Origin of the sequence: Methylobacterium sp. J-078 (genome assembly GCF_022829285.1) — a bacterium.
In the GTDB taxonomy this organism is placed as follows: domain Bacteria; phylum Pseudomonadota; class Alphaproteobacteria; order Rhizobiales; family Beijerinckiaceae; genus Methylobacterium.
Genome location: NZ_JAKSYI010000120.1, coordinates 270,323 through 294,347, shown reverse-complemented (window position 1 = coordinate 294,347; position 24,025 = coordinate 270,323). Strand labels below are relative to the sequence as shown.

23 protein-coding genes and 1 tRNA gene are annotated in these 24,025 nt (G+C 67.5%); 10 read left to right on the top strand and 14 right to left on the bottom strand.

Annotated elements, in window-relative coordinates:
- Position 1: 1 nt before the first annotated feature.
- From MKK58_RS22000 to MKK58_RS21990, 3 genes are read left to right on the top strand one after another with little or no spacing between them, the layout of a single operon-like run.
- Complete coding sequence (locus MKK58_RS22000; RefSeq protein WP_243914791.1) at positions 2-997, top strand: ATP-binding protein; 996 nt, start codon at positions 2-4, stop codon at positions 995-997.
- A complete protein-coding gene (locus MKK58_RS21995; protein WP_243914790.1) occupies positions 994-2,910 on the top strand; it encodes an ATP-binding protein in 1,917 nt (638 codons plus the stop codon). The genes MKK58_RS22000 and MKK58_RS21995 overlap by 4 nt, the downstream gene beginning before the upstream one ends.
- Positions 2,907-3,428: a GAF domain-containing protein gene (locus MKK58_RS21990; RefSeq protein ID WP_243914788.1), complete on the top strand. Its 522-nt coding sequence runs from the start codon at positions 2,907-2,909 to the stop codon at positions 3,426-3,428. The genes MKK58_RS21995 and MKK58_RS21990 overlap by 4 nt, the downstream gene beginning before the upstream one ends.
- Positions 3,429-3,631: 203 nt before the next feature.
- Here MKK58_RS21990 and MKK58_RS21985 read toward each other — a convergent pair whose 3' ends face one another.
- The 4 genes from MKK58_RS21985 to MKK58_RS21970 all read right to left on the bottom strand — a co-directional run bounded on the left by MKK58_RS21985 (position 3,632) and on the right by MKK58_RS21970 (position 9,903).
- Positions 3,632-6,844, bottom strand: coding sequence for an efflux RND transporter permease subunit (locus tag MKK58_RS21985; RefSeq protein ID WP_243914781.1), 3,213 nt, complete (start codon positions 6,842-6,844; stop codon positions 3,632-3,634).
- A 126-nt stretch (positions 6,845-6,970) separates the two neighbouring features.
- On the bottom strand, positions 6,971-8,113 hold the full coding sequence (locus MKK58_RS21980) for an efflux RND transporter periplasmic adaptor subunit (protein WP_243914778.1): 1,143 nt from the start codon (positions 8,111-8,113) through the stop codon (positions 6,971-6,973).
- A 97-nt stretch (positions 8,114-8,210) separates the two neighbouring features.
- Positions 8,211-8,534 carry a rhodanese-like domain-containing protein gene (locus tag MKK58_RS21975; protein ID WP_243914776.1) on the bottom strand — a complete coding sequence of 108 codons (324 nt, stop codon included), beginning with the start codon at positions 8,532-8,534 and terminating at the stop codon, positions 8,211-8,213.
- A 64-nt stretch (positions 8,535-8,598) separates the two neighbouring features.
- On the bottom strand, positions 8,599-9,903 hold the full coding sequence (locus tag MKK58_RS21970) for a glycosyltransferase family 4 protein (RefSeq protein ID WP_243914774.1): 1,305 nt from the start codon (positions 9,901-9,903) through the stop codon (positions 8,599-8,601).
- 118 nt (positions 9,904-10,021) lie between these two features.
- Between MKK58_RS21970 and MKK58_RS21965 the strand changes: the two genes are divergently transcribed.
- Complete coding sequence (locus MKK58_RS21965; protein ID WP_243914772.1) at positions 10,022-10,891, top strand: MBL fold metallo-hydrolase; 870 nt, start codon at positions 10,022-10,024, stop codon at positions 10,889-10,891.
- Between the two features lie 5 nt (positions 10,892-10,896).
- On the opposite strand, the gene MKK58_RS21960 is transcribed toward MKK58_RS21965, so the two are convergent.
- Entirely contained in the window at positions 10,897-11,601 is a 705-nt protein-coding gene (locus MKK58_RS21960) for a glutathione binding-like protein (RefSeq protein ID WP_243914770.1), read from the bottom strand.
- Between the two features lie 201 nt (positions 11,602-11,802).
- Between MKK58_RS21960 and MKK58_RS21955 the strand changes: the two genes are divergently transcribed.
- The 3 genes from MKK58_RS21955 to MKK58_RS21945 all read left to right on the top strand — a co-directional run bounded on the left by MKK58_RS21955 (position 11,803) and on the right by MKK58_RS21945 (position 12,818).
- Positions 11,803-12,036, top strand: coding sequence for a hypothetical protein (locus tag MKK58_RS21955; RefSeq protein ID WP_243914768.1), 234 nt, complete (start codon positions 11,803-11,805; stop codon positions 12,034-12,036).
- A 32-nt stretch (positions 12,037-12,068) separates the two neighbouring features.
- Positions 12,069-12,272, top strand: a complete 204-nt coding sequence (locus MKK58_RS21950; RefSeq protein WP_243914766.1) for a hypothetical protein — start codon at positions 12,069-12,071, stop codon at positions 12,270-12,272.
- Positions 12,273-12,566: 294 nt separating this feature from the next.
- Positions 12,567-12,818: a pilus assembly protein PilZ gene (locus MKK58_RS21945; RefSeq protein ID WP_243914764.1), complete on the top strand. Its 252-nt coding sequence runs from the start codon at positions 12,567-12,569 to the stop codon at positions 12,816-12,818.
- Positions 12,819-12,849: 31 nt separating this feature from the next.
- Here the strand turns inward: MKK58_RS21945 and MKK58_RS21940 are convergent, their stop codons facing one another.
- On the bottom strand, positions 12,850-12,999 hold the full coding sequence (locus MKK58_RS21940; RefSeq protein WP_243914762.1) for a hypothetical protein: 150 nt from the start codon (positions 12,997-12,999) through the stop codon (positions 12,850-12,852).
- Positions 13,000-13,289: 290 nt separating this feature from the next.
- On the opposite strand from MKK58_RS21940, the gene MKK58_RS21935 reads away from it, so the two are divergent.
- The 3 genes from MKK58_RS21935 (at position 13,290) to MKK58_RS21925 (ending at position 14,880) form a co-directional block, all read left to right on the top strand.
- Entirely contained in the window at positions 13,290-13,988 is a 699-nt protein-coding gene (locus tag MKK58_RS21935; RefSeq protein WP_243914761.1) for an FkbM family methyltransferase, read from the top strand.
- Between the two features lie 466 nt (positions 13,989-14,454).
- A tRNA-Pro gene (locus MKK58_RS21930) sits at positions 14,455-14,531 on the top strand.
- A gap of 37 nt (positions 14,532-14,568) precedes the next feature.
- A complete protein-coding gene (locus MKK58_RS21925; RefSeq protein WP_055950667.1) occupies positions 14,569-14,880 on the top strand; it encodes an ETC complex I subunit in 312 nt (103 codons plus the stop codon).
- Between the two features lie 184 nt (positions 14,881-15,064).
- Here the strand turns inward: MKK58_RS21925 and MKK58_RS21920 are convergent, their stop codons facing one another.
- The 8 genes from MKK58_RS21920 to plsX form a co-directional block, all read right to left on the bottom strand.
- On the bottom strand, positions 15,065-16,636 hold the full coding sequence (locus MKK58_RS21920) for a SpoVR family protein (RefSeq protein WP_243914760.1): 1,572 nt from the start codon (positions 16,634-16,636) through the stop codon (positions 15,065-15,067).
- 61 nt (positions 16,637-16,697) lie between these two features.
- On the bottom strand, positions 16,698-17,999 hold the full coding sequence (locus MKK58_RS21915) for a YeaH/YhbH family protein (RefSeq protein WP_243914759.1): 1,302 nt from the start codon (positions 17,997-17,999) through the stop codon (positions 16,698-16,700).
- 103 nt (positions 18,000-18,102) lie between these two features.
- Positions 18,103-20,049 carry a PrkA family serine protein kinase gene (locus MKK58_RS21910; RefSeq protein WP_243914758.1) on the bottom strand — a complete coding sequence of 649 codons (1,947 nt, stop codon included), beginning with the start codon at positions 20,047-20,049 and terminating at the stop codon, positions 18,103-18,105.
- A 232-nt stretch (positions 20,050-20,281) separates the two neighbouring features.
- Positions 20,282-20,725: a 4-aminobutyrate aminotransferase gene (locus MKK58_RS21905; protein WP_243914757.1), complete on the bottom strand. Its 444-nt coding sequence runs from the start codon at positions 20,723-20,725 to the stop codon at positions 20,282-20,284.
- A 132-nt stretch (positions 20,726-20,857) separates the two neighbouring features.
- Positions 20,858-21,388 carry a MerR family transcriptional regulator gene (locus MKK58_RS21900; RefSeq protein ID WP_243914756.1) on the bottom strand — a complete coding sequence of 177 codons (531 nt, stop codon included), beginning with the start codon at positions 21,386-21,388 and terminating at the stop codon, positions 20,858-20,860.
- A gap of 8 nt (positions 21,389-21,396) precedes the next feature.
- Positions 21,397-21,717 carry an integration host factor subunit alpha gene (locus MKK58_RS21895; protein ID WP_238278323.1) on the bottom strand — a complete coding sequence of 107 codons (321 nt, stop codon included), beginning with the start codon at positions 21,715-21,717 and terminating at the stop codon, positions 21,397-21,399.
- A 142-nt stretch (positions 21,718-21,859) separates the two neighbouring features.
- Positions 21,860-22,852: a beta-ketoacyl-ACP synthase III gene (locus MKK58_RS21890; RefSeq protein WP_243914755.1), complete on the bottom strand. Its 993-nt coding sequence runs from the start codon at positions 22,850-22,852 to the stop codon at positions 21,860-21,862.
- Between the two features lie 46 nt (positions 22,853-22,898).
- Positions 22,899-23,933, bottom strand: a complete 1,035-nt coding sequence (plsX, locus tag MKK58_RS21885) for a phosphate acyltransferase PlsX (RefSeq protein ID WP_243914753.1) — start codon at positions 23,931-23,933, stop codon at positions 22,899-22,901.
- Positions 23,934-24,025 lie beyond the last annotated feature (92 nt).

Genomic DNA, 24,025 nt, shown 5'->3' with positions numbered 1-24,025 from the left:
CATGGAGCGGATCACCGTCACGGAAGCGAGCCAGGTGGCCGAGGCGCGGCGGAGGGCGGTGGCCAACGCGCAAGCCATAGGCTTCGACGCGACCGCGGCAGGCAGGGTCGCCCTGGTCGTCACCGAACTCGCCACGAACGTCGTGAAGTACGGCGTGCCGGGCGAGGTTCTGGTGGGCATCTACGAGGACGAGACCGGCTCGGGAGTCGAGATCCTCGTCCTCGACAAGGGCGCGGGCTTCCTCGACCTCGGCTTGGCCCTGCGCGACGGGCATTCCACCGGCGGCAGCGCCGGCGAGGGTTTGGGCGCCGTACGCCGCCTCTCCGACGCCTTCGACATCGTGTCCCGACCGGGCCTCGGCACGGCGGTGCTCGCACGCCTCTCCGGCGACCGGCCGGCTGCCTCGGACGCGATGCCGGCCTTCGGGGCCGTGACGGTGCCGCTCAAGGGCGAGACCGCCAACGGCGATGCCTACGCCGTGCGTGAGCGCGCCGACGGCTGGACCGTTGTCGTGGCGGACGGGCTCGGCCACGGACCCGAGGCCGCCAAGGCTTCCGAGGAGGCCCTCAGGCTGTTTCGTCGCCATCAGGACGAGCCGCCCGCCGCGATCCTCGCCGCCATCCATGCAGGCCTTTCCCATACCAGGGGCGGTGCGGTCTCCGTGGCGCGCTACGCACGGAATCAGGCGACCATCGCGCTCGCGGGCATCGGCAACGTCCTGGGGGCCGTCGTGTCCGGCACGGCGACCAAGCGAACGGTCAGCCTCGCCGGGACGGCTGGCCACGCGGCGCGGCGCATTCGGGAATTCGAGTATCCGATGCAGGCGCGGGACCTGTTCGTGCTCTGCTCCGACGGCATCGCGACCGGATGGTCCATCGACGCCCATCCGGGTCTCGCCGCGGCGCATCCGACGCTGGTGGCCGGGGTGATCTTCCGCGACTTCGCCCGTGCCCGCGACGACGCCACCGTGCTCGTCGTGCGGGGAGACGCGGCATGAGATGGCCGCTCCTCGCAAGCCTGATCGAGCACGAGGATGACATCATCGCGGTGCGTCAGCGCGTGCGCGGCCTGGCGGAGCGCCTGGGGTTCGGCGTCCAGGACCAGACCCGGATCGCTACGGCGGTGTCGGAGATCGCACGCAACGCCTACGGCTACGCCGGCGGCGGACGGGTCGAGTACGGCCTCGACGCGGCGGCTGGCGGCCAGGTCCTGGTGATCCGCATCCTCGACCGGGGACCGGGCATTCCCAACCTGGATACCATCCTGGAGGGGCGCTACCGCTCGACCACCGGGCTCGGCATCGGCATCACCGGATCGCGCCGGCTGATGGACCGTTTCGAGATCGAGTCCATCGTCGGCCAAGGCACGGTGGTCACGTTCGGGATGCGGCTGCCGTTCGGCTCCCAGACCTTCACCGGCCGCGGGTTGGCGACCCTGACCGAGGAGGTCGCCCGTGCTCGGACGGACAAGCCGGCGACCGCGCTCCGCGAGCAGAATCGCGACCTTCTGCGCAGCCTCGCCGAACTCGCCGAGCGCCAGGAGGAGGCCGAGCGCCTGAATCGGGAACTCGCCGAGACGAACAGGGGCGTCGTGGCCCTCCACGCGGAACTCGAGGCCCAGGCCGCCCTCCTGCGGGAGGCGGGGGCTTCCCTCGAAGGCCAGGTGGCGGCTCGGACCGCCGAACTCGCCGAGGCGAACGCCCGGCTCGTCGCCGAGGCGGCCGAGCGCGAGCGGATGGAGCAGGACCTGCGGCAATCGCAGAAGCTCGAAGCCGTCGGCCAGTTGACCGGCGGCGTGGCGCACGACTTCAACAACCTGCTGACCATCATCCGCTCGTCCGTCGATTTCCTACGCCGCCCGGACCTGCCTGAGGAGCGTCGCAAGCGGTACATGGACGCCGTCTCCGACACGGTCGACCGCGCCGCCAAGCTCACCGGACAGCTCCTGGCATTCGCGCGCCGGCAGTCGCTGAAGCCCGAGGTGTTCGAGGTCGGCGAGCGCCTGCGCGGCGTGGCCGAGATGCTCGACACCATCACCGGCGCGCGCATCCGCGTCAGGGTCGAGGCATCGGATCGGCCCACCCTGGTGCGCGCCGACCTCAACCAGTTCGAGACGGCCCTGGTGAACATCGCCGTCAACGCCCGCGATGCCATGGATGGCAGCGGGACGCTGACGATGCGGGTCTCGGCCGGACAATCCATGCCGATGATCAGGGGCCATGCCGGATCGCGGGGGCCGTTCGCCACGGTCTCGCTCGCAGACACCGGCTCGGGCATCCCCCCGGACGTGCTCGGGCGCATCTTCGAGCCGTTCTTCACGACCAAGGATGTCGGCCGCGGCACGGGGCTCGGCCTCAGCCAGGTATTCGGGTTCGCCAAGCAGTCCGGCGGCGACGTCGACGTGGCGAGCGAAGTCGGCAGAGGCACGATTTTCACCCTTTACCTCCCGGAGGTCTCGTCCGAGCCCGCGGAGGCAGCGGCCGCCGACCCCGATGCCGGCCTGTCACCGGCGGGCCTCGGCCAGCGCATCCTGCTCGTGGAGGACAACCTGGAGGTCGGAGGCTTCTGCTCGCAGATCCTTGAGGACCTCGGATACGCGCCCGAGTGGGTCGTGAACGCGGAAGAGGCGCTCGAACGCCTCGGGGCAGACGGGGCCGGTTTCCGGGCCGTGTTCTCCGACGTCGTCATGCCCGGCATGGGCGGCATCGCGCTCGCCACCACGTTGCGCCTCCGCATCCCCGCCCTGCCGGTGGTCCTGGCCTCCGGCTACAGCCATGTCCTGGCACGCGAGGACAGCCACGGCTTCGAACTGCTTCACAAACCCTATTCCGCGGCACAGGTCGGCCGGGTCCTGCGCCGGGTCATCGGCGCCTCACCCCCGATCACCGACCCACAGGAACGGACCCGATGACGCAGTACGCGGAGACCGCCGCGGAGAATCCCGAGCGGCTCTCCACGCTCGGCGGGTACGCCATCCTCGACACACCGCCCGAACCCGGCTTCGACGGCATCGTCCTGCTGGCGCGCGCCGTCTGCGCGGCGCCCGTGGCGCTGGTGAGCCTGGTCGGCGAGGGACGCCAATGGTTCAAGGCGCGCTCCGGATTCGCCGATCGCGGGACGGATCTCGATGCTTCGGTCTGCCGGCACGTCCTGGGCAGGCGCGACATGCTCGTGATCCCCGACCTCACCCGCGATGCCCGCACCCGGGCCAATCCGCTGGTCGCCGGTGCACCGCACATCCGCTTCTACGCCGGAGCCCCCCTCATCGCCTCGAACGGACACGGCCTCGGATCGCTCTGCGTCATCGACACCGAGCCGCGTCCCGACGGGCTGACCGAAGAGCAGCGCGAATGCCTGCAGGCCCTCGCGGGGTTGGTCATGACGCAGCTCGACATGCGCCGGACCATCGTCGCGAACGGATTGTCCTGAGGGCGTTCCTGTAGGCCTATCGGTCGTCCGAGCCGGCTCCAAACAATGAGCGAAAGGTCCAAGCCGTCGTTTCGCGAGGCTGCGCGCTCCTGGCGTCCAGGCGATGAAAACCGCGCGCTGTACGCGCAGGATCGACCTGACCCGAACCAGAGGCCACCAATGCGAAGCCCGGATGCGGTGATCCGCATCCGGGCTCGGGGCGTTCACGCGTGCGAAGGCGCCGCGTGCGGGTCGTGCTTGTCCGGCGTCGTGTTGTGCGGGTCCTTGCCGCGTTTCTTGGCGAGCCAGATCAGGAAGTTCCGGATCACCACGTAGAAGACCGGGGTGAGGAAGAGGCCGAACACCGTGGCGCCGATCATGCCGAAGCAGACGGCGGTGCCGAGCGCCTGGCGCATCTCGGCGCCGGGGCCGGTGGCGATCACCAGGGGCACCGTGCCGAGGATGAAGGCGAAGGCCGTCATCAGGATCGGGCGCAGGCGCAGGCGGCAGGCCTCGACGGCGGCGGCCACGGGGCCCTTCCGTTCGGTTTCCTCCAACTGGTGCGCGAACTCCACGATCAGGATGGCGTTCTTGGCTGCCAGACCGATGAGCACGATCAGGCCGATCTGGGTCAGGATGTTGTTGTCCTGGCCTCGCAACTGCACGCCGAACAGCGCCGCGAGCACGCCGGTGGGGACCACCAGCAGGATCGCGAGCGGCAGCGCCCAGGATTCGTACTGCGCGGCGAGCACGAGGAAGACGAGAAGCACGCCCAGCGCGAAGACGTAGATCGCGGTGTTGCCCGCCGCCTTCTGCTGGAACGCGATCTCGGTCCAATCGTAGGCGTAGCCGTCCGGCAGAGCGTCCTTGGCGATGGCCTCCATGGCATCCAGCGCCTGACCGGTGGAGATGCCGGGCTTCGCCGTGCCCTGGACCGGCACCGAATAGTACAGGTTGAAGCGCTGGACGATCTGCGGGCCGGTGATCTCGCGGATCGTGGCGAGGGTCCCCATCGGCACCAGGGCGCCGGTGGAGGAGCGGACCTTCAACTGCTCGATGTCCTGCTTCGAGACGCGGAACTGCGCGTCGCCCTGCACGCGGACCTGGTAGATGCGGCCCAGCGTGTTGAAGTCGTTGACGTAGGCGCCGCCGAGCGCCGTCTGCACCGTCGAGAAGACGTTGGCCAGCGGCACGTTGAGCATGCGCGCCACGGTGCGGTCGATGTCGAGGTAGAGCTGCGGCGTGTCGTTGCCGAAGGTGGTGAACACCCGCTGCACGTCGTTGCTCTGGTTGGCCTTGCCCAGCACCTCGCCGACGGCACCGAGCAGCGGGCCGATGGCCGACGATTGCCGGCTCTCGATCTGCATCTTGAAGCCGCCGCCCTGGCCGAGGCCACGCACGGGCGGCGGCGGGATGACGATGACGCGGGCTTCCTGGATGTCGGCGGTGGCCTTGATCACGTCGCCGGTGATGACGGCCGCGCTGCGTCCGTGGACCGCGCGCTCCTTGGCGCCGGCCAGGGTGATGAACATCACGCCCGAGTTGGTGGTGTTGGTGAAGGTCGCGCCGTCGAAGCCCGCGATGATGACGGTGTTCGTGACACCGTCGATCTTGCGGGCGAGCGCCGCGGCCCGGTTCACCACCTCCGTGGTGCGGTCGAGGGAGGCGCCGGAGGGCAGCTGCACCACGCCGATGAGGTAGCCCTGGTCCTGGTCCGGGATGAAGCCCGTGGGCGTCGTCTGGACGAGGTGGAGGGTGGCGGCGATGACGCCGGCATAGACGAGCAGCATCGCGATCAGCCCGACCGCGTAGTTGGTCAGGCCGTAGATGATCCGCCCATAGGTGTTCGAGAGCCAGTCGAAGCCCTTGTTGAACATGTCGGCGAGCCAGGCGACGAAGCGGAAGAGGAAGAACTTCGGCTTGGCGTGCGCGTGGTGGGGCTTGAGGAGCAGCTTGCAGAGCGCCGGCGACAGCGTCAGCGAGTTGAACATCGAGATGATGGTCGAGGCCGCGATGGTGAGCGCGAACTGCTTGTAGAACTGGCCGGTAATGCCGGGGATGAAGGCGGTGGGGATGAACACCGCCGAGAGCACCAGCGCGATGGCGATGACAGCGCCGCCGACCTCGTCCATGGTCTTGTGCGCGGCGTCGCCGGGGGAGAGGCCCTCGGCCATGTTGCGCTCGACGTTCTCCACCACCACGATGGCGTCGTCGACCACGATGCCGATGGCGAGCACGAGCCCGAACAGGGTCAGGTTGTTGAGCGAGAACCCGAAGGCCGACATGGCCGCGAAGGTGCCGACCAGCGACACCGGAATCGCGATCACCGGGATGAGCGCGGTGCGCCAGCTCTGGAGGAAGACCAGCACCACGATGACCACGAGGCCGACGGCCTCGAACAGGGTCTTGTAGACCTCTTGGATCGATTCCTCGATGAACTCGGTCGGGTTGTAGGCGATGCGGTACTCGATGTCGGGCGGGAAGTTCTTCTTGAGGTTGTCCATCACCTTGCGCACCGACGCGGCGGCGTCGAGGGCGTTGGTGCCCGGGCGCTGGAAGGCGCCGATGCCGATGGCGGGCGTGTCGTTGAGGAACGAGTTCGTCGTGTAGTCCTTCTGGCCCATCTCGACGCGGGCGACGTCCTTGACCCGCACGAGGCGCCCGTCCGAGGCCTTCACGATGACGTCGGCGAATTCCTCGGGGCTCTGGAAGCGGCCCTGCGACTGCACGATGAGCTGGAAGGCCTGACCCGTCGCGGCCGGCGGCGAGTTCAGGGCGCCGGCCGCCACCTGCACGTTCTGCTCGGACAGGGACGAGATGACGTCGGAGGTGGTCAGCCCGTAGGCGGCGAGCTTGTTCGGGTCGAGCCAGACGCGCTCGGCGTACTCGTTGCCGCCGAAGATGGTGATGTCGCCGACGCCGTCGAGGCGCAGGAGTTCGTCGCGGATATTCAGGTAGATGTAGTTGGCGAGGTAGTTCTGGTCGTAGGTCTTCTTCGGCGAGAGCAGGTGCACCACCAGCATCAGGTCCGGCGAAGCCTTGCGCACGGTGACGCCGAGGTTGCGCACGTCCGGCGGCAGGCGCGGCTGGGCCACCGAGAGGCGGTTCTGTACGAGGACGTTGGCGATATCGAGATTGGTGCCGACCTTGAAGGTCACGGTGAGCAGCATGTTGCCGTCGTTGGTCGACAACGACGTCATGTAGAGCATGTTGTCGACGCCGTTGACCTCCTGCTCGATCGGCGTCGCGATGGTGGCCGCCACCGTCTCGGCGTTGGCGCCGGGGAAGCTCGCGCGCACCGTCACGGTCGGCGGCACGATCTCGGGGTACTGCGCCACCGGCAGGGACAGGTAGGCGACGTAGCCGAGGATGAGGAAGACGATCGACGTGACCGACGCGAAGATCGGTCGATCGACGAAGAAGTGGGCAAAACGCATCGCTTGAACCTCTCGCCGCGCGCGGCCCGCATGCGCGGGTCCGAGGCGGCACCGTTTCTTCGTCCGCGGTCTCTATCGCCGCTCCCCGCCCGCGATCGGCCGGGGGTGTCTCGTCTCAGGACCGGGTCAGGTCTTGCTGGGCGGCAGGGTCGAGGCTTCCGCCGTCACCTTCGCGCCGGGGCGTACGCGGCTGACGCCGTTCACCACCACGTTCTCGTCGCCCTTCAGGCCCTCGCGGATGACCCGGTAGCCGTCGACCTTCGGGCCGAGCTTGACCTCGCGCAGCGCCACCGTGCCGTCGTCGGCCACGACGTAGACGATGCGCTTGTCCTGGTTGGCCGAAACCGCCTCGTCGGGCAGCAATATGCCCTGGTAGGGCTTGGTGGCCGGCAGCGCGACGACGCCGAACAGGCCGGGTTTGATGAACCCGTCGGGGTTCTCCACCGTGGCGCGCAGCAGCACCGTGCCGGTGGCGTTGTCGACCCGGTTGTCCACGAAGTCGAGGGTGCCCTTGCGGGTGGGCTTGGCCTCGCCGGTGAGCGCGATCCGGATCGGGACCCCCTTGCCCTTCTGCGTCTCGCCCATGCCGATGCCGAGGCTGCCCTGGTACTTCAGGAACGAGCGCTCATCGACGGTGAAGCCGAAGTAGATCGGATCCAGGGAGACGATCGTCGTCAGCAGGGTCTGGTCGGTGATGACGATGTTGCCCTCGGTGACCAGGCGCCGGCTGATGCGGCCGGAGATCGGGGCCTTCACCTCGGTGAAGTCGTAGTTCAGCTGCGCCTGGCGCAGCTGCGCGTCGGCGCTGTCGACATCGGCCTGCGCGGTCTGCGAGGCCTGCCGGCGCTGGTCGGTGACCTGCTCGGAGATGTTGCCCGACTTGCTCAGCGTCTGGGCGCGGTCGAGGTCGGTCTGCGAGAAGTTCAGGCGGGCCTTGGCGGAAACCAGGGCCGCCTGCGCCTGGTCGAGGGCCGCCTTGTAGGGCCGCCGGTCGATGACGAAGAGCAGGTCGCCCTTCTTCACCGTGGCGCCGTCCGTGAAGTTCAGCTTCTCGAGGTAGCCGGTGACGCGGGCGCGCACATCGACGATGTCGACCGGGTCGAAACGGCCCGTATAGGTGTCGGTCTCGACGATCTCGCGGACCACCGGCTTGGCGGTGGTGACCTTCGGCGGAGGCCCGCCGGGCGCCTGAGCCAGGACGGGAGACGCGAACAGCGCTGCCACCACGACGAGGGCTGGAAGGACGTTCAATGTCGAGCGCATACGCATATGGTTATTCCCTACGATGCGCCAGCTAGAGGTCCGCGCCGCGGCATGTCGTGCGCTGCCACACATGGTCCACGTGAGCGTCGGAATTTATGGGCATTCAGTTTTCGACGGGCTCGCCGGAGCCGGCCCAGTCCTTGAAGCCGCCCGCGTAATGCTCCTCGATCGGCAGCCCGGCATTCTGGGCGGCCGCCAGGGCATGGACGGAGCGGACGCCGGACATGCAGGAGAAGACGGGCCGGCGGCCGTCCCGCGCGATCAGCTCGGCGACCGCGCCGGTGTCGAAGGTGGAGAGCGGATGCGGGACCGCGCCGGGGATGTGCCCTTGCGCGAATTCATGGGGCTCGCGCACGTCGATCACCAGCAACGAGCGGTCGGCGAGGCCGGCCTTGATCGTATCCCGGTCGAGGCCAACAACCTTCATGTACGGATTCTCCACGCGCGATCTGCCGGACGGGCGGCACGACGCTGACGCTTATTCATAATCGTCAGGCGTCAGCGGCACAACGTGCCCGTTGCAGGGCCATGTCAACCGTCGCGAAGTGATTCGTCCAGCTCGGGACCTCGTGGCCGGTCAGCCGCCCCTTGAGTGCCTGGCGAAGGGCGGAGCAGGGTTCCGCGAGGTCCTCCACCGCCCGGCGCCAGCCCGGCCCGTCGAGGGGATCGAGGAAATGGGCGAAGGTCGCGCCGATCTCCCGGTGGACCGCGAGGTCGGAAGCGACGACGGGAAGACCGGACGCGGCGGCCTCGATCACGGGCAGGCCGTAGCCTTCCGCGAAGGAGGGCATCAGCAGGGCGGTGGCCGAGCGCAGCAGAGCTGCGAGGCCATGGCTCGACAGGCCGCTCACCTCGCTCACATGCGCGTGTATGGCGGGGCAGCGCTCCAGCATGTCGATGACGTTCTCGGCTTCCCAGCCGCGCCGGCCGACGAGGACGAGGCGGGGCGTGGCGGACCCGTGCCGCGACGCCAGATCGCGCCAGAGATTGAGGAGCGCGAGGTGGTTCTTGCGCGGCTCGATCGTGCCGCAGACGACGAAGGTGGGTTTGCGCGGCATGAAGGCGGGCCCTTCCCCGGGGGGACGGAAGACCGGTTCCACGCCCAGCAGCGCCACGCTCACGGGCCTCGCCGGGAGGCCGTTCGCCGCGCAGAACGCGAGGAAGCGCGCGCCGACATCCGCGGAATTGACCAGCACGTGCGCGGCGTGGCGCGCGATCGTCTCCATGCGGATACGGTGGCGCTCCGCCTCGCCCGGGCGCCCGTATTCCGGGTAGTCGATCGGGATCAGGTCGTGGACGAAGAAGACGGGGCGGATGTCGCGGCGGTCGTAGAGCCAGTCGAAGCGGCCGGGCTTGTCGAGGCGCAGGTGCGAGGTGTGCAGGTAGACCGTGCCGTGCGGCAGGATCTCGGGGCCGCGCGCGCGCAGGGTCGTGGCCGCGGTCCGGGCCTGCACCCGCCGCCGATCCCCGACGCGGCCGCGATCGGGGCCGGCCGGCGGCGCGCCGGGCTCCGGTTCCGACCCGAGGGCCGCCGCCAGGCGCCGATAGACCGGATCCTGTGTCGCGTCGCGATCCTCGACCCAGCCGGCCGCCACGGCCTCGACGATCGCGACCGCCTCCGCCCGCGCGAGCACCCGGGGCCCGAGGGCCGTGGAGACGAAGCCGAACCGGTCTCCGTCCTGGCCCAGGACGTGCCGGGCATAGGCGAGATCGACCCGGTCGATCCCGCTCGGGCTGGCATGCCGCAGGCGGGTGATCAGCCGGGTCAGGTCGAAGGCGAGGCTCGGGACGGGCATGATCCTCCGGGTTCGTTCAGGGGCGCGGCCGTATGGCCGGCAGGCGCCCCGCGCCTATATGCGCTCGCCTCAGTCCGAGGCTACCCGCGGCCGACGCCGCCAACGCGAGCAACGCCCAGTGTCTCCCGGATACCTGCCCTTCGCCGGCGCCCTCGACCTGCCCGCCTACACCTGTGACAATTGCGGCTTCTGGCAGCGCCATTTCGAGCCCCCCGCCGCCTGCCCGATGTGCCTCGACGCCCGCCACGTAGTGCCGCAGAAGGGCTGGCAGTTCTGGACCGAGCGCGAGGCACAGGCGCGCTTTCCCTGCCACTGGGAGGAACTGGAGCCCGGAATCTGGCGGTTCTGGAACGATCCCGTCTCGGGCATCGGCCCGAGCGCCTACCTGATCCAGACGCCTGCCGGGAACATGGGCTTCGAGGCTTGCCCGGTCTTCAGCGAGGCGGCGCTCCAGCACATCGCCGGCCTCGGCGGGATGCAGGTCCTCTCCGCCTCGCACCCGCATGCCTACGGCGCCCTCGTGCAGCTGCAGGACCGTTTCGACCCGGAGCTCTGCTTGCCCGCGGCCGACTTCACCTGGAGTGCTGCCCTGCAGGTCTCTTGGCCCTACGACGATTTCCTGGAACCCCTGCCCGGCCTCGAACTGCACCGCACCGCCGGCCACTTCGACGGGCATGCCGTCCTGTTCGACCGGTCGCGAAAAATCCTGTTCTGCGGCGACGCCCTCAAGTTCGAACTCGACCCGGGGGATTTTCGGCGGGCGCTGACCATCTCGGCCCACAAGGCCTTCGTGCGTGGGGTGCCGCTGACCACGAACGAACTGCGGCGCTACCGCGACGTCTTCGACCAGCTCGACTTCACCCAGACCTGGACGCCCTTCGAACCGGCCGCCAATTGCGGCCGGGCCGAGGTGCTGGCGCTGATCGACGGCATGCTGGCGACCCGCCCGCACGCCGCCCCGGTGCCCCTCGACACCCTGAAGCGCTGAGGGGTTCAGCCCCGCGTCGCGGCGGTCTGGCCGAACATGACCTTCTTGGCATCCTCGCTCATGGTCTTCCCGAAATCCGGGTTGACCTCCGGGGCGCGGGCATAGGCCGCCTTCGTGCCGGGGCGCTCGGCGATGGCGTGGAACCAGCGCTGGAGGTTCGGGAAATCCTCGAGCCGCTGGCCCTGCTTCTCGTACGGCACGATCCACGGATAGCAGGCCATGTCGGCGATCGAGTAATCCGCGCCGGCGACGTAGGGCCGGTCGACGAGGCGCCGGTCGAGGACGCCGTAGAGCCGGTTCGTCTCCTTGACGTAGCGGTCGATGGCGTACGGCACCTTCTCCGGCGCATACTGGGTGAAGTGATGGTTCTGGCCGAGCATGGGCCCGAGGCCGCCCATCTGCCAGAACAGCCATTGCAGCACCTCGGCGCGGCCGGCCAGGTCCTGGGCGATGAAGCGCCCGGTTTTCTCGGCGAGGTAGAGGAGGATCGCGCCGGATTCGAACAGCGAGACCGGGGCTCCGCCGCCGGCCGGGGCATGGTCGACGATCGCTGGCATGCGGTTGTTGGGGGCGATCGCCAGGAAGTCCGGCTTGAACTGGTCGCCCTTGCCGATGTTCACGGGCTTGATCGCGTAGTCGAGGCCCGCCTCTTCGAGGAGCATCGTCACCTTGTGGCCGTTCGGCGTCGGCCAGTAATAGAGATCGATCATCGGATTCTCCGTGGGGCGCACGTCTCGGGACATCGGGTCAATCCGTGACGCCGAAGGCCGACGTGGTGCCGGGGCCGCCCCGGGTCAAGCTTGGGGAGAACTTGCCCTCACGCACGCCGATCGCTCGAATGCCGCGCGATTGGACAACACTCGGTTCAGGTCTGGTGTGCTTGCCTGGAGGCGTTGGGACGAGGTGACGGGATGATCGGCGCGATTACAGCCAGCCAGGGCGGCCTCGCCGCCGCGACCCACCGCTACGGTGCGTCCGTTCAGGCGATCGCGGCGATCGGCACGAGCCTGCCGGCAGCGACCCGGGTCGATCTTTCCACCACCGCCGTCCAGATGCTCCAGGACAAGGCGGCCATCGGCATGAACACCGCGATCCTGAAATCCTCCCTCGAATCCGAGCGCCGCGTGCTCGACATCCTGGCCTGAGATCGCCGCCCCCCGACGAAGGAGCACGGACCGTGACCCTGACCGTCTCCCTGAACCGGGTAGGCCTCGTCCGTGCCACCGAGATCCTGCACCAGGCGCACAACGACGCGGCGCGGCGCCATCAGACCGAGCCGCAGATCGTGACCGTCGCCCTCGACCGGCCGTCCGCACCGGCCCGTACAGACAGGGCGGCGGCATCCCCGGGACAGCCCCGCGTGGTGGACCTTCAAGTCTAAAGTATCTTCCCGAAAGGTAGCCCCCGGCTTTTAGAAAGTGAGGATGCGGGAGGAGGTGCCTCACGCATCGTACCGGACCTGATATCCCGCACGATGCTGGATGCTCGATGCCGGATGGCGCGGCCCGCGCCGGGGCGCGAAGGTTTCGCTCCGGTGGCGTGCACTCGATCGTGGGTGACCATTGCGCCGAGGCGCCGAACCCCGGTGGAATGTCGGTCTTTCGTCGCCTCGGGGCGGCAGAACGTTAAGATCGTTCGCGTCCAATGCTCCGATCGATTGATCGAGGAGAGAGCCGTGGAGGAGAATCGGCGGGGGGCCCGGCGCGCAGACGCCTTCCGGATCGGATCGCTCGTGGCCGAGGCCGGGGCAGCCGAGATCGATTGCCTGGTCTGGGACCAGTCCGAGACGGGCGCCCAGATCGAGGTCGAGGCCGGCCAGACGGTGCCGGACGCGTTCACGCTGACGATGACCGCCTATGTCCGGCCTCGCCGCTGCAAGGTGGTCTGGCGGCGCGGCCGCAAGCTCGGAATCATCTTCATTGTCTGACCGGTCGGGCGAACGGGCCGCTGCGCGCGCCTCACGACCACACCCGCAGAATGATCAGCAGCCCGACCGGGACCACGAACATCAGGCCGATCGCCCACTGGATGTCGTTCCGCGCGCGCTTGATCTCACTGTCCAACGTGTCGACGCGCAGCCTGCCGATCCAGGACGCGAGGCCGCCCAAACGCAACCCGGTCGAGAAACTCCGGCGGGACCTGATGCGACGACTGGCTCGGCAATCGGATCTTCCAATCCCATACGGCCATCCTCGGCCCATGCTGTGAGGCCTGGAACAAGCTTGTCGCCCTGCCCTGGCCCAGCATGTCCATCGGAAAGCGCCGGTGGGCGCATGGGCGCTGATCAGCGGGAATTGGCCGAAGCTTTTTCAAGGATCGAATTGGGAAATCGTTGACATGATAGATGGGTACTCATATTCACCTATGTAGGAATAATCGTAGCTTCAAAGGATTGGGGATGAGGTTTCCGTCTAAAGACAGCGCGCTTCAGTGCCTCAAGGATCTTGGGGTTGAAATAGGCACAGTAATCGATGTAGGCGTACAAATAGAAACTACCGAACTAAAAACGATATTCGGTGACAAGAAGCAGTTGTTGCTGGAGCCGGTGGAGGAGTATCATGAGGGCATCCGGAAGGCTTATGAAGGACTTGATACGGAGCTGATGCTTGTCGCAGCATCTGATAAAGACGGCGTGTCTGGTATCGCCAAAAAATTTCTGGGCGGCGGGACCTGGGTTACGCATAGTAGCTTAGTCGAGGAGGGGGCGTCTGAGTTTGTCCCCACAACCCGCCTTGATACGTTGATCAAGTCACGACAAGATCAAAGGCCTTTTCTTCTCAAGATTGATGTCGATGGCCTTGAGATGGAAATTCTCAGGGGTGCAACCGGTATCATTGACGAGGTCGATATCGTAATTATTGAGGCCACTCAAGCAACATTTCTTGATCGCCTGACTTATTTATCAGAATTCGGCTTTAAAATCTGGGATATTGTCGACCCTTGCTACTATCATGGCGTTTACATGCAGTCTGACATCATCATGGTGTCTCCACGTGTGATGAACATTGTACAAAACCAACCTTGGCAAACCGCGCCCTTTTCATGGCCGGATTGGGTTACCATCGAATCTTACGATCCCAATCAGACGCGCGATTAGAGTGCCTCGCAAAACTCTCCACTGTTGACGAGTCTTGCTTCGAGCATCAGGCGCAGCGAGAGTTTTGTGAGCGACAATTAAGATGCGATACCGGCTTATACGGACCTTGATGGGGCTGACTCATCGAGGTCTGCCGGCGCAACGGTGCGACGGCCTTCGTTGATGTCTCATCGGATGCGTTTCGTTCTCGACCCATCGGCCCAAGGAGATCAGTCGTGCTGTGGGTCCGCGACCGCATGAACGGCAACAGGATCACCGGCCGAACAGCCCCGGCGGCACCGCGGTGCTCGACCGGCCCTGGATGTCCCGATCGTACGTGGTGTTCGTAAATCGCAGGTGCCGCTCGGCGATCGCTGTAGCCGCCTCAGCTCTGCACGGCGGCGTCCCGAATTTGTTCCCTCTGCGGCGTCGCGCCGGTTGCCATTTGGGCCTCAAAACCGTACGTCCGCTCTACGCGCAAGCGTGTCGGGGTGTAGCGCAGCCTGGTAGCGCATCTGGTTTGGGACCAGAGGGTCGTAGGTTCGAATCCTATCGCCCCGACCATCCATTCGCCGTAGACGCCCTGGAGTTGGACGACCCGATGTCGAGCGCCCGCATCTACCAGCCCGCCAAGGATCCGACGCAGTCCGGGACCGCACGCGCCAAGGCCTGGGTGCTGGAATTCGACCAGACCGCGCCGCGCGAGACCGACCCGTTGATGGGTTGGACCGGCTCGTCCGACATGCTCCAGCAGGTCCACCTGGAGTTCGAGACCCGCGAGGAGGCCGTGGCCTACGCCACGCGGGCCGGCCTGTCCTACCGGGTCGAGGAGCCGCAGAAGCCGATCCTGCGCAAGGGCCTGTCCTACTCCGACAATTTCAAATTCAACCGCACCGCGCCCTGGACCCACTGAGGCACAGCGCGCGGCGCCTCAGATCTGAATCAGGATGGTCACGGCTCCGAAGATCAGGACGGAGCCGACCGCGAGGGCCAGGAGAATGAGGGCGGCGCGGGATTCGCGAAGATCGTCGTTCGTCATGGGTGCAGGCTAAACCCGGACCGGCGCCGCGCCAATCCGGGTCCGCTCACAAATCCGCTCAGAAGAAGATCGGGCGCGCGGTGGCATGGTGCTCGGCCAGCACCGCGTCATTGGCCGGATCGATCTCCTTCAGCACCGCATCGTAGCCCCAGAGGTCGGCGAGGTGCTGGAGCACCCGGCGGGCGTCGTCCTTCTGCAGGGTGATGCGGTTCAACGCGCGGTGATGCACGATCAGGCGGCGGTCGCCCGTGAGGTCCACATCCACCACCTCGATGTCCGGGTCGAGCCAGGCGACGTCGTACTGGCGCGCGAAGGAGCGCCGCATCTTGCGGTAGCCGCGCTCGTCGTGGATCGCCTCGACGTAGAGGTCCGACTCGTCGGGATCGTCGACGACGTGGAACAGGCGCATCTCGCGCATCAGCTTGGGCGACAGGAACTGCGCGATGAAGCTCTCGTCGCGATAGTTCGCCCAGACGTCCCGCAAGGTGGCCATGGCGTCGCCGGTGCCGGCGATCTCGGGGAACCAGGCCCGGTCCTCCTGCGTCGGCTGCTCCACGATGCGGGCGATGTCCTGCATCATGGCAAAGCCGATGGCGTAGGGATTGTGCCCGTTGTAGCCCCGCTCGTTGTAGTTCGGCTGGCGCACCACGTTGGTATGCGACTGCAGGAATTCGAGGTAGGCGGCCTCGCCGATCAGTCCCTTCTCGGAGAGGGCGTTCATGATCCGGTAGTGGCAATAGGTGGCGCAGCCCTCGTTCATCACCTTGGTCTGGCGCTGCGGGTAGAAGTACTGCGCCACGAGGCGCACGATGCGCAGGATCTCGCGCTGCCACGGCCGCAGGCGGGGGGCCGCCTTCTCCAGGAAATAGAGGATGTTCTCCTGGGGCAGTTCGAGGAGGGCCTTGCGGCGCTCCGCGGCGAGGTCGGGGCGGGCGCCGGCCACCTTCTGCGGCAGGGTGCGCCAGAGGTCGTTGTAGATCTGCTCGCCGTGCTCGGCGCGCTCGCGCTCGCGACGCTGCTCGGAGGCCAGATCCGGCCGCTTCTTGCGCGGGTATCGGTGGACGCCCTGGCTCATCAGCGCGTGTGCGGCGTCGAGCACCGCCTCGACGGCGGCGTGGCCGTAGCGCTCCTCGCAGCGCGAGATGAAACCCTTGGCGAAGTCGAGATAGTCGAGGATCCCTTCCGCGTCGGTCCACTGCTTGAACAGATAGTTGTTCTTGAAGAAGTGGTTGTGGCCGAAGGCTGCGTGCGCGATGACAAGCGTCTGCATCGTAGCCGTGTTCTCCTCCATGATGTAGGAGATGCACGGGTCCGAATTGATGACGATCTCATAGGCCAGCCCCATCATGCCGCGCCGATAGCCGGCCTCGTGCTGGGCGAAGTGCTTGCCGAAGGACCAATGCTTGTAGAACAGCGGCATGCCGATCGACGCGTAGGCGTCGAGCATCTGCTCGGCGGTGATGATCTCGATCTGGTTCGGGTACCAGGACAGGCCGAGGTCCCGCGCCTCTGCCTCGCAGGCGTCGTGAATGCGCCGGATCGTGTCGAAGTCCCAGTCGTTGCCCGTGAAGAGCGGCTCCTGGCTCCCGGAGATCCGTTGGGGCGTGGGGCGGATGATGCTGCCGACCATACGATTTACGCCTTCCTCGAAGGGTCCGTGCTCCGCGCTGTCACCGACGTGACGCGTGGGCTCAAGCCTCGGCTTCCGCCCGCGCGTCCTTGCGCCCGAACAATTCGCGGAAGACCGGGTAGATGTCGCGGCGGTGGTTGACCTTGCGCATGGCGATGGGCGCCCCCGTCTTCGCCAGGCCCTCGTAGGTCCGCCACAGGGTGGTGCGGTGCTCGACGAAGCCGGCCCGCGGGCCATTCTCGTCGCCGACCTCCAGGTAGGCGAAGTGCTGGCAGGCCGGCAGGATGTGGGCGCGCAGCAACTCCGTCGAGGTCGGCCCATCGGAGGAGACGTTGTCGCCGTCGGAGGCCTGCGCGGCGTAGATGTTCCAGTCGTTGGGGTCGTAGCGCTCGGCGATGACGCGCTTCATCTCGACGAGCGCCGAGGAGACCAGGGTGCCGCCGGTCTCGCGAGAACCGAAGAACGTCTCCTCGTCCACCTCCGTCGCCTTGTCGGTGTGGCGGATGAAGACGATCTCCACGTGGCGGTAGCGCCGGGTCAGGAAGATGTGCAGCAAGATGTAGAAGCGCTTGGCGAGGTCCTTCATGTGCTCGGTCATCGAGCCCGAGACGTCCATGAGGCAGAACATCACCGCCTGTGCCACGGGGCGCGGATAGGTCTCGAAGCGGCGGTAGCGCAGGTCGAGGGGATCGACGTAGGGGATGCGCTTGGTGCGCTCGCGCAGGCTCGAGAGCGTCAGCAGCAACTCCGGCAGGTCGGGGTCGCTGGACGGCGTCGCGGCGATGCGCGCTTCGAGCGCCGCGATCTCGTCGGGCTTGGGCCGCTTCAGCGCGATGCGGCGCGACATGGAATTGCGCAGGGTTCGCGTCAGGGCGAGGTTGGCCGGCGAGCCCGAGATCGTGTAGCCGGCCCGGCGCAGGCCTTCCGTCTCCACCACCGAGAGCCGGCGCTTGGCGAGATCGGGCAATTCGAGGTCCTCGAGGAAGAGTTCGAGGAATTCGTCGCGGGTGAGCACGAAGCGAAAGGCGTCCTCGCTGTTCTCCGAGCCCTCTCCGCCCTCCCCCGAGCCCTTGCCGCCGCCGCCCGAGGGCGGACGCTCGATGCGGTCACCCTCCACGTAGGTCTTGTTGCCGGGCAGGATGTGGTCGTGCAGTCCGGTGCCGGACTGGCGGGCGAAGCGCGGCTCGCGGACCCCGTCGGCCGGCACCGAGACGCGGCCGTCCTTGCCGAGATCCTTGATGTCCTTCTCCCGCGCGGATTCCCGCACGGCGCGCTGGGCCACGTCCTTCACGCGGCGCAGGAAGCGCTGTCGGTTCGCGAGGCTCTTGCCCCCGGGGTTCAGACGACGGTCGACGATGTGCATCCGGTGTGTGCGCCTTCGCCCTCAAGATCGATGTGGGATCGACTGGCCGGGGCGGCCACCGGAATGGCCGCCCCCTCACCCGTGGGATGGGCTTTTCCGCGCCCTACCCGGCCTGTTTCACCCGCATGTACCACTCGACCAGCCGGCGGACCTGCCGCTCGGTGTAGCCGCGGGCCACCATCCGGTCGACGAACTCGCCGTGCTTCTTCTCGGTCTCGCCGTCCTTCTTCGAGCCGAAGGAGATCACCGGCAGGAGTTCCTCGACCTGGGAGAACATCCGCCGCTCGATGACCTCGCGCAACTTCTCGTAACTCGTCCACGATGGATTTCGTCCACCGTGCTGCGCCCTGGAGCGCAGGGCGAACTTCACCACCTCATTCCGAAAATCCTTCGGGTTGGCGATGCCCGCCGGCTTCTCGATCTTGGTGAGTTCCTGGTTCAGCAATTCGCGATTGAGGAGCTGGCCGGTCTCGGAATCCTTGAAGTCCTGGTCCTCGATCCAGGCGTCGGCGTAGTCGATGTAGCGGTCGAACAGGTTCTGGCCGTAATCGTGGTAGGATTCGAGGTAGGCTTTCTGGATCTCATGGCCGATGAACTCCGCGTAGCGCGGGGCCAGTTCCGTCTTGATGAACTCCAGGTAGCGCTTCTCGGTCTCGGGCGGCAGCTGTTCGCGCCGCAGGGCCTGCTCCAGCACGTACATGAGGTGGACCGGATCGGCCGAAACCTCCGTGGTGTCGTGGTTGAAGGTCGCCGCCATCACCTTGAAGGCGAAGCGGGTGGAGATCCCATCCATGCCCTCGTCGACGCCGGCGGCGTCCTTGTATTCCTGCATCGAGCGGGCGCGGGGATCGACCTCGCGCAAGGATTCGCCGTCGTAGACGCGCATCTTCGAAAAGGCGTTGGAATTGGCGTGCTCGCGCAGGCGCGAGAGCACCGAGAAGCGGGCCAGCATCTCCAGCGTGCCGGGCGCGCAGGACGCGTCGGACAGTTCGGAGCCCGAGACCAGCTTCTCGTAGATGCGCTGTTCTTCGGTCACCCGCAGGCAGTACGGCACCTTGATCACGTAGATGCGGTCGATGAAGGCTTCGTTGTTCTTGTTGGTCTTGAAGGTCTGCCACTCGGACTCGTTCGAGTGGGCCAGGATCACGCCCGTGAAGGGAATCGCGCCGATGTTCTCGGTGCCGACGTAGTTGCCCTCCTGCGTCGCGGTGAGCAGGGGGTGCAGCATTTTGATCGGCGCCTTGAACATCTCGACGAATTCGAGGACGCCCTGGTTCGCCCGGTTGAGGCCGCCCGAGTAGGAATAGGCGTCGGGGTCCGCCTGCGAGAGGGTTTCCAGGCGCCGGATGTCGACCTTGCCGACGAGGCTGGAGATGTCCTGGTTGTTCTCGTCGCCCGGCTCGGTCTTGGCGATGGCGATCTGGCGCAGGCGCGAGGGCCGGACCTTGATCACCTTGAACTTCGAGATGTCGCCGTTGAACTCGTCGAGGCGCTTCAGGGCCCAGGGGCTCATCAGCCCCGTGAGGCGCCGCCGTGGGATGCCGTAGCGCTCCTGAATCTCGGTCCCCATCGTCTCGGGGTCGAACAGTCCGAGGGGGCTCTCGAAGACCGGCGAGACCTCGTTGCCGGCCTTGAGCACGTAGATGGGGTGTGTCTCCATCAGGGCCTTGAGGCGCTCGGCCAGGGAGGACTTGCCGCCGCCGACCGGGCCGAGCAGGTAGAGGATCTGTTTGCGCTCCTCCAGCCCCTGCGCCGCGTGGCGGAAGAACGAGACGATGCGCTCGATCGTCTCCTCCATGCCGTAGAATTCGGCGAAGGCGGGGTAGATCCGGATGGTACGGTTCATGAACACGCGCCCCAGGCGCGGGTCCTTCGCGGTGTCCACGAATTCGGGTTTGCCGATCGCCTCGAGGATGCGCTCTGCGGCGGAGGCGTACATCAACGGTTCGTCGCGGCAGGCCTCGAGATATTCGGAGAGGCTCATCTCCGTATCGCGACGCGCCTCGTAGCCACGGGCGAAGCTCTGGAACAGGTCGTTCGTCGACGGCATAGGCTTTCCGATCCCCTCACGACAGCGACAGCTTCATCCTGTCTCGGCTTGGATGCAACTGACAGGCCCAGTTTTGTCGCAGCGCGATGCGGACGAAATTTGGGCGTGTGATGCGTGCCACAGTGCAACACCCGGCGCCGGCAGCCCTCCCCGTGCAGCCCTCCCCTTGCCGCCCCTTCCGCCGCCGGTCCGGTTCGCGACCTCGGGGCGGAAGGGGCTCGGCGTCCGGGCCTCAGAGGTCGGTGGCGCCGGACTTCGCCGCATCCGGCTTGGCGTCCGGCTTGCCCGCGCCGACCGTGATCTTGATGGTCTGGGTCTGGACGTTGCCGTCGGAATCCTTGACGTCCACCGTCACCTCGTCGCTGCCGGTGAAGCCGTCCTTGCTCTGGTAGAACACCGCCTGCACTGCCGCGTCCTTGTTGGGGCAGCGGAACTTGGCCGGGGTCTTGAGCTTGCCGACCTTGGTGATGAGCGAGCCGTTCTTCGGGGCGCCGTTCACCCGGATTTCGGGCATCGGGCCCGTCGAGCAGTCCTTCTTCAGGTTCGGCACGATGACGAGGCGCACGCTCTTGCCGCTGGCGGCGGTCTCGCTGCGCGTGACCGTGGTCTGGGCCAGGGCCGGCCCCGTGAGGAGGAGGCCGGCGGCGAGGAGGGTGGCGGAACGGGCGAGCAACATGCGGGACGAACTCCGATGACATCGGGCGGCCCGCACCGGAGGGGGCGGACGTGGCCCGTGTCCGGCGGATGTGGGGATGGGGCATGCGCCCGTCGAGTGGTCAGGCCCCGCCGAAGCGCGGTCCGGTGGCGCTCAGCCTTCGGCGGCCGGCTCCGGCGGCACCCGCAGGCGCGCGATGGCGGCCGCGCAGGCCCGCAGGTCGTCGAGGGCGTCCTCCAGCACGACCCGCGATTCCGCCGAGAGGCTCGGTGCGTCCCCCTCGGGCCGGGCTTCGGTCACGCTCTCCGCATCCTGTGCGCAGGGGGCGGCCACCTCGACCTCGCCGCGCCCCACCGACTGCACGAAGCGCAGGCCGCGCTCGCGCAGCACGCGCTGGGCGCCCTTGATCGTGTAGCCCTGCCCGTGCAGCAGGCGCCGGATGCCCTTCAGAAGGTCGACGTCCTCGGGTCGGTAATAGCGGCGCCCGCCGGCGCGCTTGACGGGGCGGATCTGGCTGAAGCGCGTCTCCCAGAAGCGCAGGACGTGCTGGGGCACGTCGAGTTCGTCGGCGGCTTCCTTGATGGTGCGAAAGGCACCCGCGCTCTTTTCCGGCACGTCCCGCGCCGGCGCCGCCCCTGGGCCCGGGTCGGGCGTCACCGCGTCGGTCCGGATCGCGAGGGACATCGGGCGCCTCAATCGTCGTCGTGTTCGGCGGCGCCGTTCAGGCCGTTGATCCGCGCCTTCAGCACGTTCGAGGGCTTGAAGACCATGACCTGGCGCGGTTCGATCGCGACCTCGACGCCGGTCTTCGGATTGCGCCCGACCCGGCGGCCCTTGCTGCGCACCACGAAGGACCCGAACGAGGACAGCTTCACCGTCTCGCCGCTGGCGAGACAGGCGCAGATCTCGGAGAGCACGGTCTCGACGAGGGCGGAGGACTCGGTCCGCGACAGGCCGACCTGCTGGTAGACGGCCTCGCTCAAATCGGCGCGTGTGACCGTCTTTCCCGTCATGCGACATTCCCCAAGGCGATTCGAGTTTTCTTAGTATCTCTATGATCGCGCACGCTAATCGGCGTTCAGGTCGGGGTCAACACTGCGTAGGCATTACCGAGGGGATCACCCCCGTCGATCGGCCTCCCCAAGCCGGCAGGGTCTACCAGCGGATCAGTGCCGCGCCCCAGGTGAATCCCCCGCCGATCGCCTCGATCATGACGAGGTCGCCGGCCCGGATGCGCCCGTCCTTGCAGGCGACGTCGAGGGCGAGGGGAATCGAGGCCGCCGAGGTATTGCCGTGCCGGTCCACGGTGAGCACCACCTTCTCGCGGGCGATGCCGAGCTTGTCGGCCGACGCCTCGATGATCCGGCGGTTGGCCTGGTGTGGTACGAACCAGGCGAGGTCGTCGGCCGTGGTGCCGGAGGCCCGGAAAGTCTCGTCGATCACGTCGGTCACGGAGCCGACCGCGAAGCGGAACACCTCCTTGCCGGTCATGCGCAGGTGGCCCGTGGTCCCGGTCGAGCCTGGACCGCCGTCGACGTAGAGCTTGTCGCGGTGGCGCCCGTCAGAGCGCAGGCTCGCGGTGAGCACGCCGCGGTCGGCGCTCGTGCCCGCCCCGTCCTGCGCCTCCAGCACGATGGCGCCGGCGCCGTCGCCGAACAGCACGCAGGTGGTGCGGTCCTCCCAATCGAGGATCCGCGAGAAAGTCTCGGCACCGATGACGAGGGCGCGTTTCGCGCTCCCCGTGCTCAGGAATTTGTCGGCGGTGGTAACGGCGTAGACGAAGCCGGCGCAGACCGCCTGCACGTCGAAGGCGAAGCCCCCGCGCATGCCGAGTGCCGCCTGGATCTCGGTGGCGGTGGAGGGAAAGGTGTGGTCCGGCGTCGAGGTCGCGCAGATGATCAGGTCGATGTCGTCGGCGGTGAGGCCCGCCGCGTCGAGGGCGGCCCGGGCGGCGCGGGTGCCCAGCACTGAGGTGGTCTCGCTGGCGTCGGCGAGGTAGCGCTGGCGGATGCCGGTGCGCTGCACGATCCAGTCGTCGGAGGTGTCGACGGTGCGGCTGAGCTCATCGTTCGTCACGCAGCGGGCCGGCAGGGCCGAGCCGCAGCCGACCACCACCGAGCGCAGCACCGGATGGGAGAGGACCGTCATCTGGAAAAGACCGTCATGGGGCCGTCCTTCTTTCGTCCCGCCCCACTCACGACGAGGCGGTCGCCGGCGTCAGGTCGAGCATGTCGCGGATGGTCCGCATGAGGTCGTGACGGGCCATGTCGTGGGCGAGGTCGACGGCCGCCGCGAAACCGTGCGCGTCCTCCGAGCCGTGGCTCTTGATCACGATACCCTCGAGGCCGAGGAACACCCCCCCGTTGGCCCGGCTCGGGTTCATCTTCTCCCGCAGCGCCTTGAAGGCGTGACGGGCGAAGAAGTAGCCGATCTTGGCCGAGAGCGTCCGGCTCATGGCGGCGCGCAGGTAGCTGCCGATCTGCTTGGCCGTCCCCTCCGCGGTCTTCAGGGCGATGTTGCCGGTGAACCCTTCCGTGACCACGACGTCCACCGTGCCCTTGCCGAGGTCGTTGCCCTCGACGAACCCGTGATAGGCGAGGTTCGGCAGGTCGGTCTCCCGCAGGGTCCGGGCGGCTTCCTTCACCGCCTCGTTGCCCTTCATCTCCTCGGTGCCGACGTTGAGGAGGCCCACGGTCGGCCGGTCGAGGTCGAACACGATCCGCGCCATGGCTGCGCCCATCACCGCCATCTCGACGAGGTGCTCGGCATCGGTGCCAATGGTGGCGCCGACGTCCAGCACCACGCTCTCCCCCCGCACGGTGGGCCAGAGGCACGCGATGGCTGGGCGCTCGATGCCCGCCAGGGTCTTGAGGCAGATCTTCGACATCGCCATCAGGGCGCCGGTGTTGCCCGCCGAGACCGCCGCGTCCGCCTCGCCGTCCTTCACCGCCTGGATGGCGCGCCACATTGAGGACTTGCCGCGCCCGGAGCGCACCGCCTGGCTCGGCTTGTCGTCCATGGCGATCGCCACCGTGGTGTGGCGGATCTCGACGGCGCCCTTCAGGCGCGGCTCCGCCGCCACCAGGGGCGCCAAGATGGCCTCGTCCCCGAACATCAGGAACGTCATCTCGGGATGGCGCTCGCGGGCGATGGCGGCGCCCGGCACCACCGTCGTGGGGCCGTGGTCGCCGCCCATGGCGTCGAGCGAGATGCACACTCTCTGGGACATGTCGGGTGGCCGGTGGCCTCTGGTCGCGGGTGGGGACGGCCCTCCCTGAAAGGGCCGAAGATGGGCGGGGGCGCGAGGAACCGCCGGCCCCG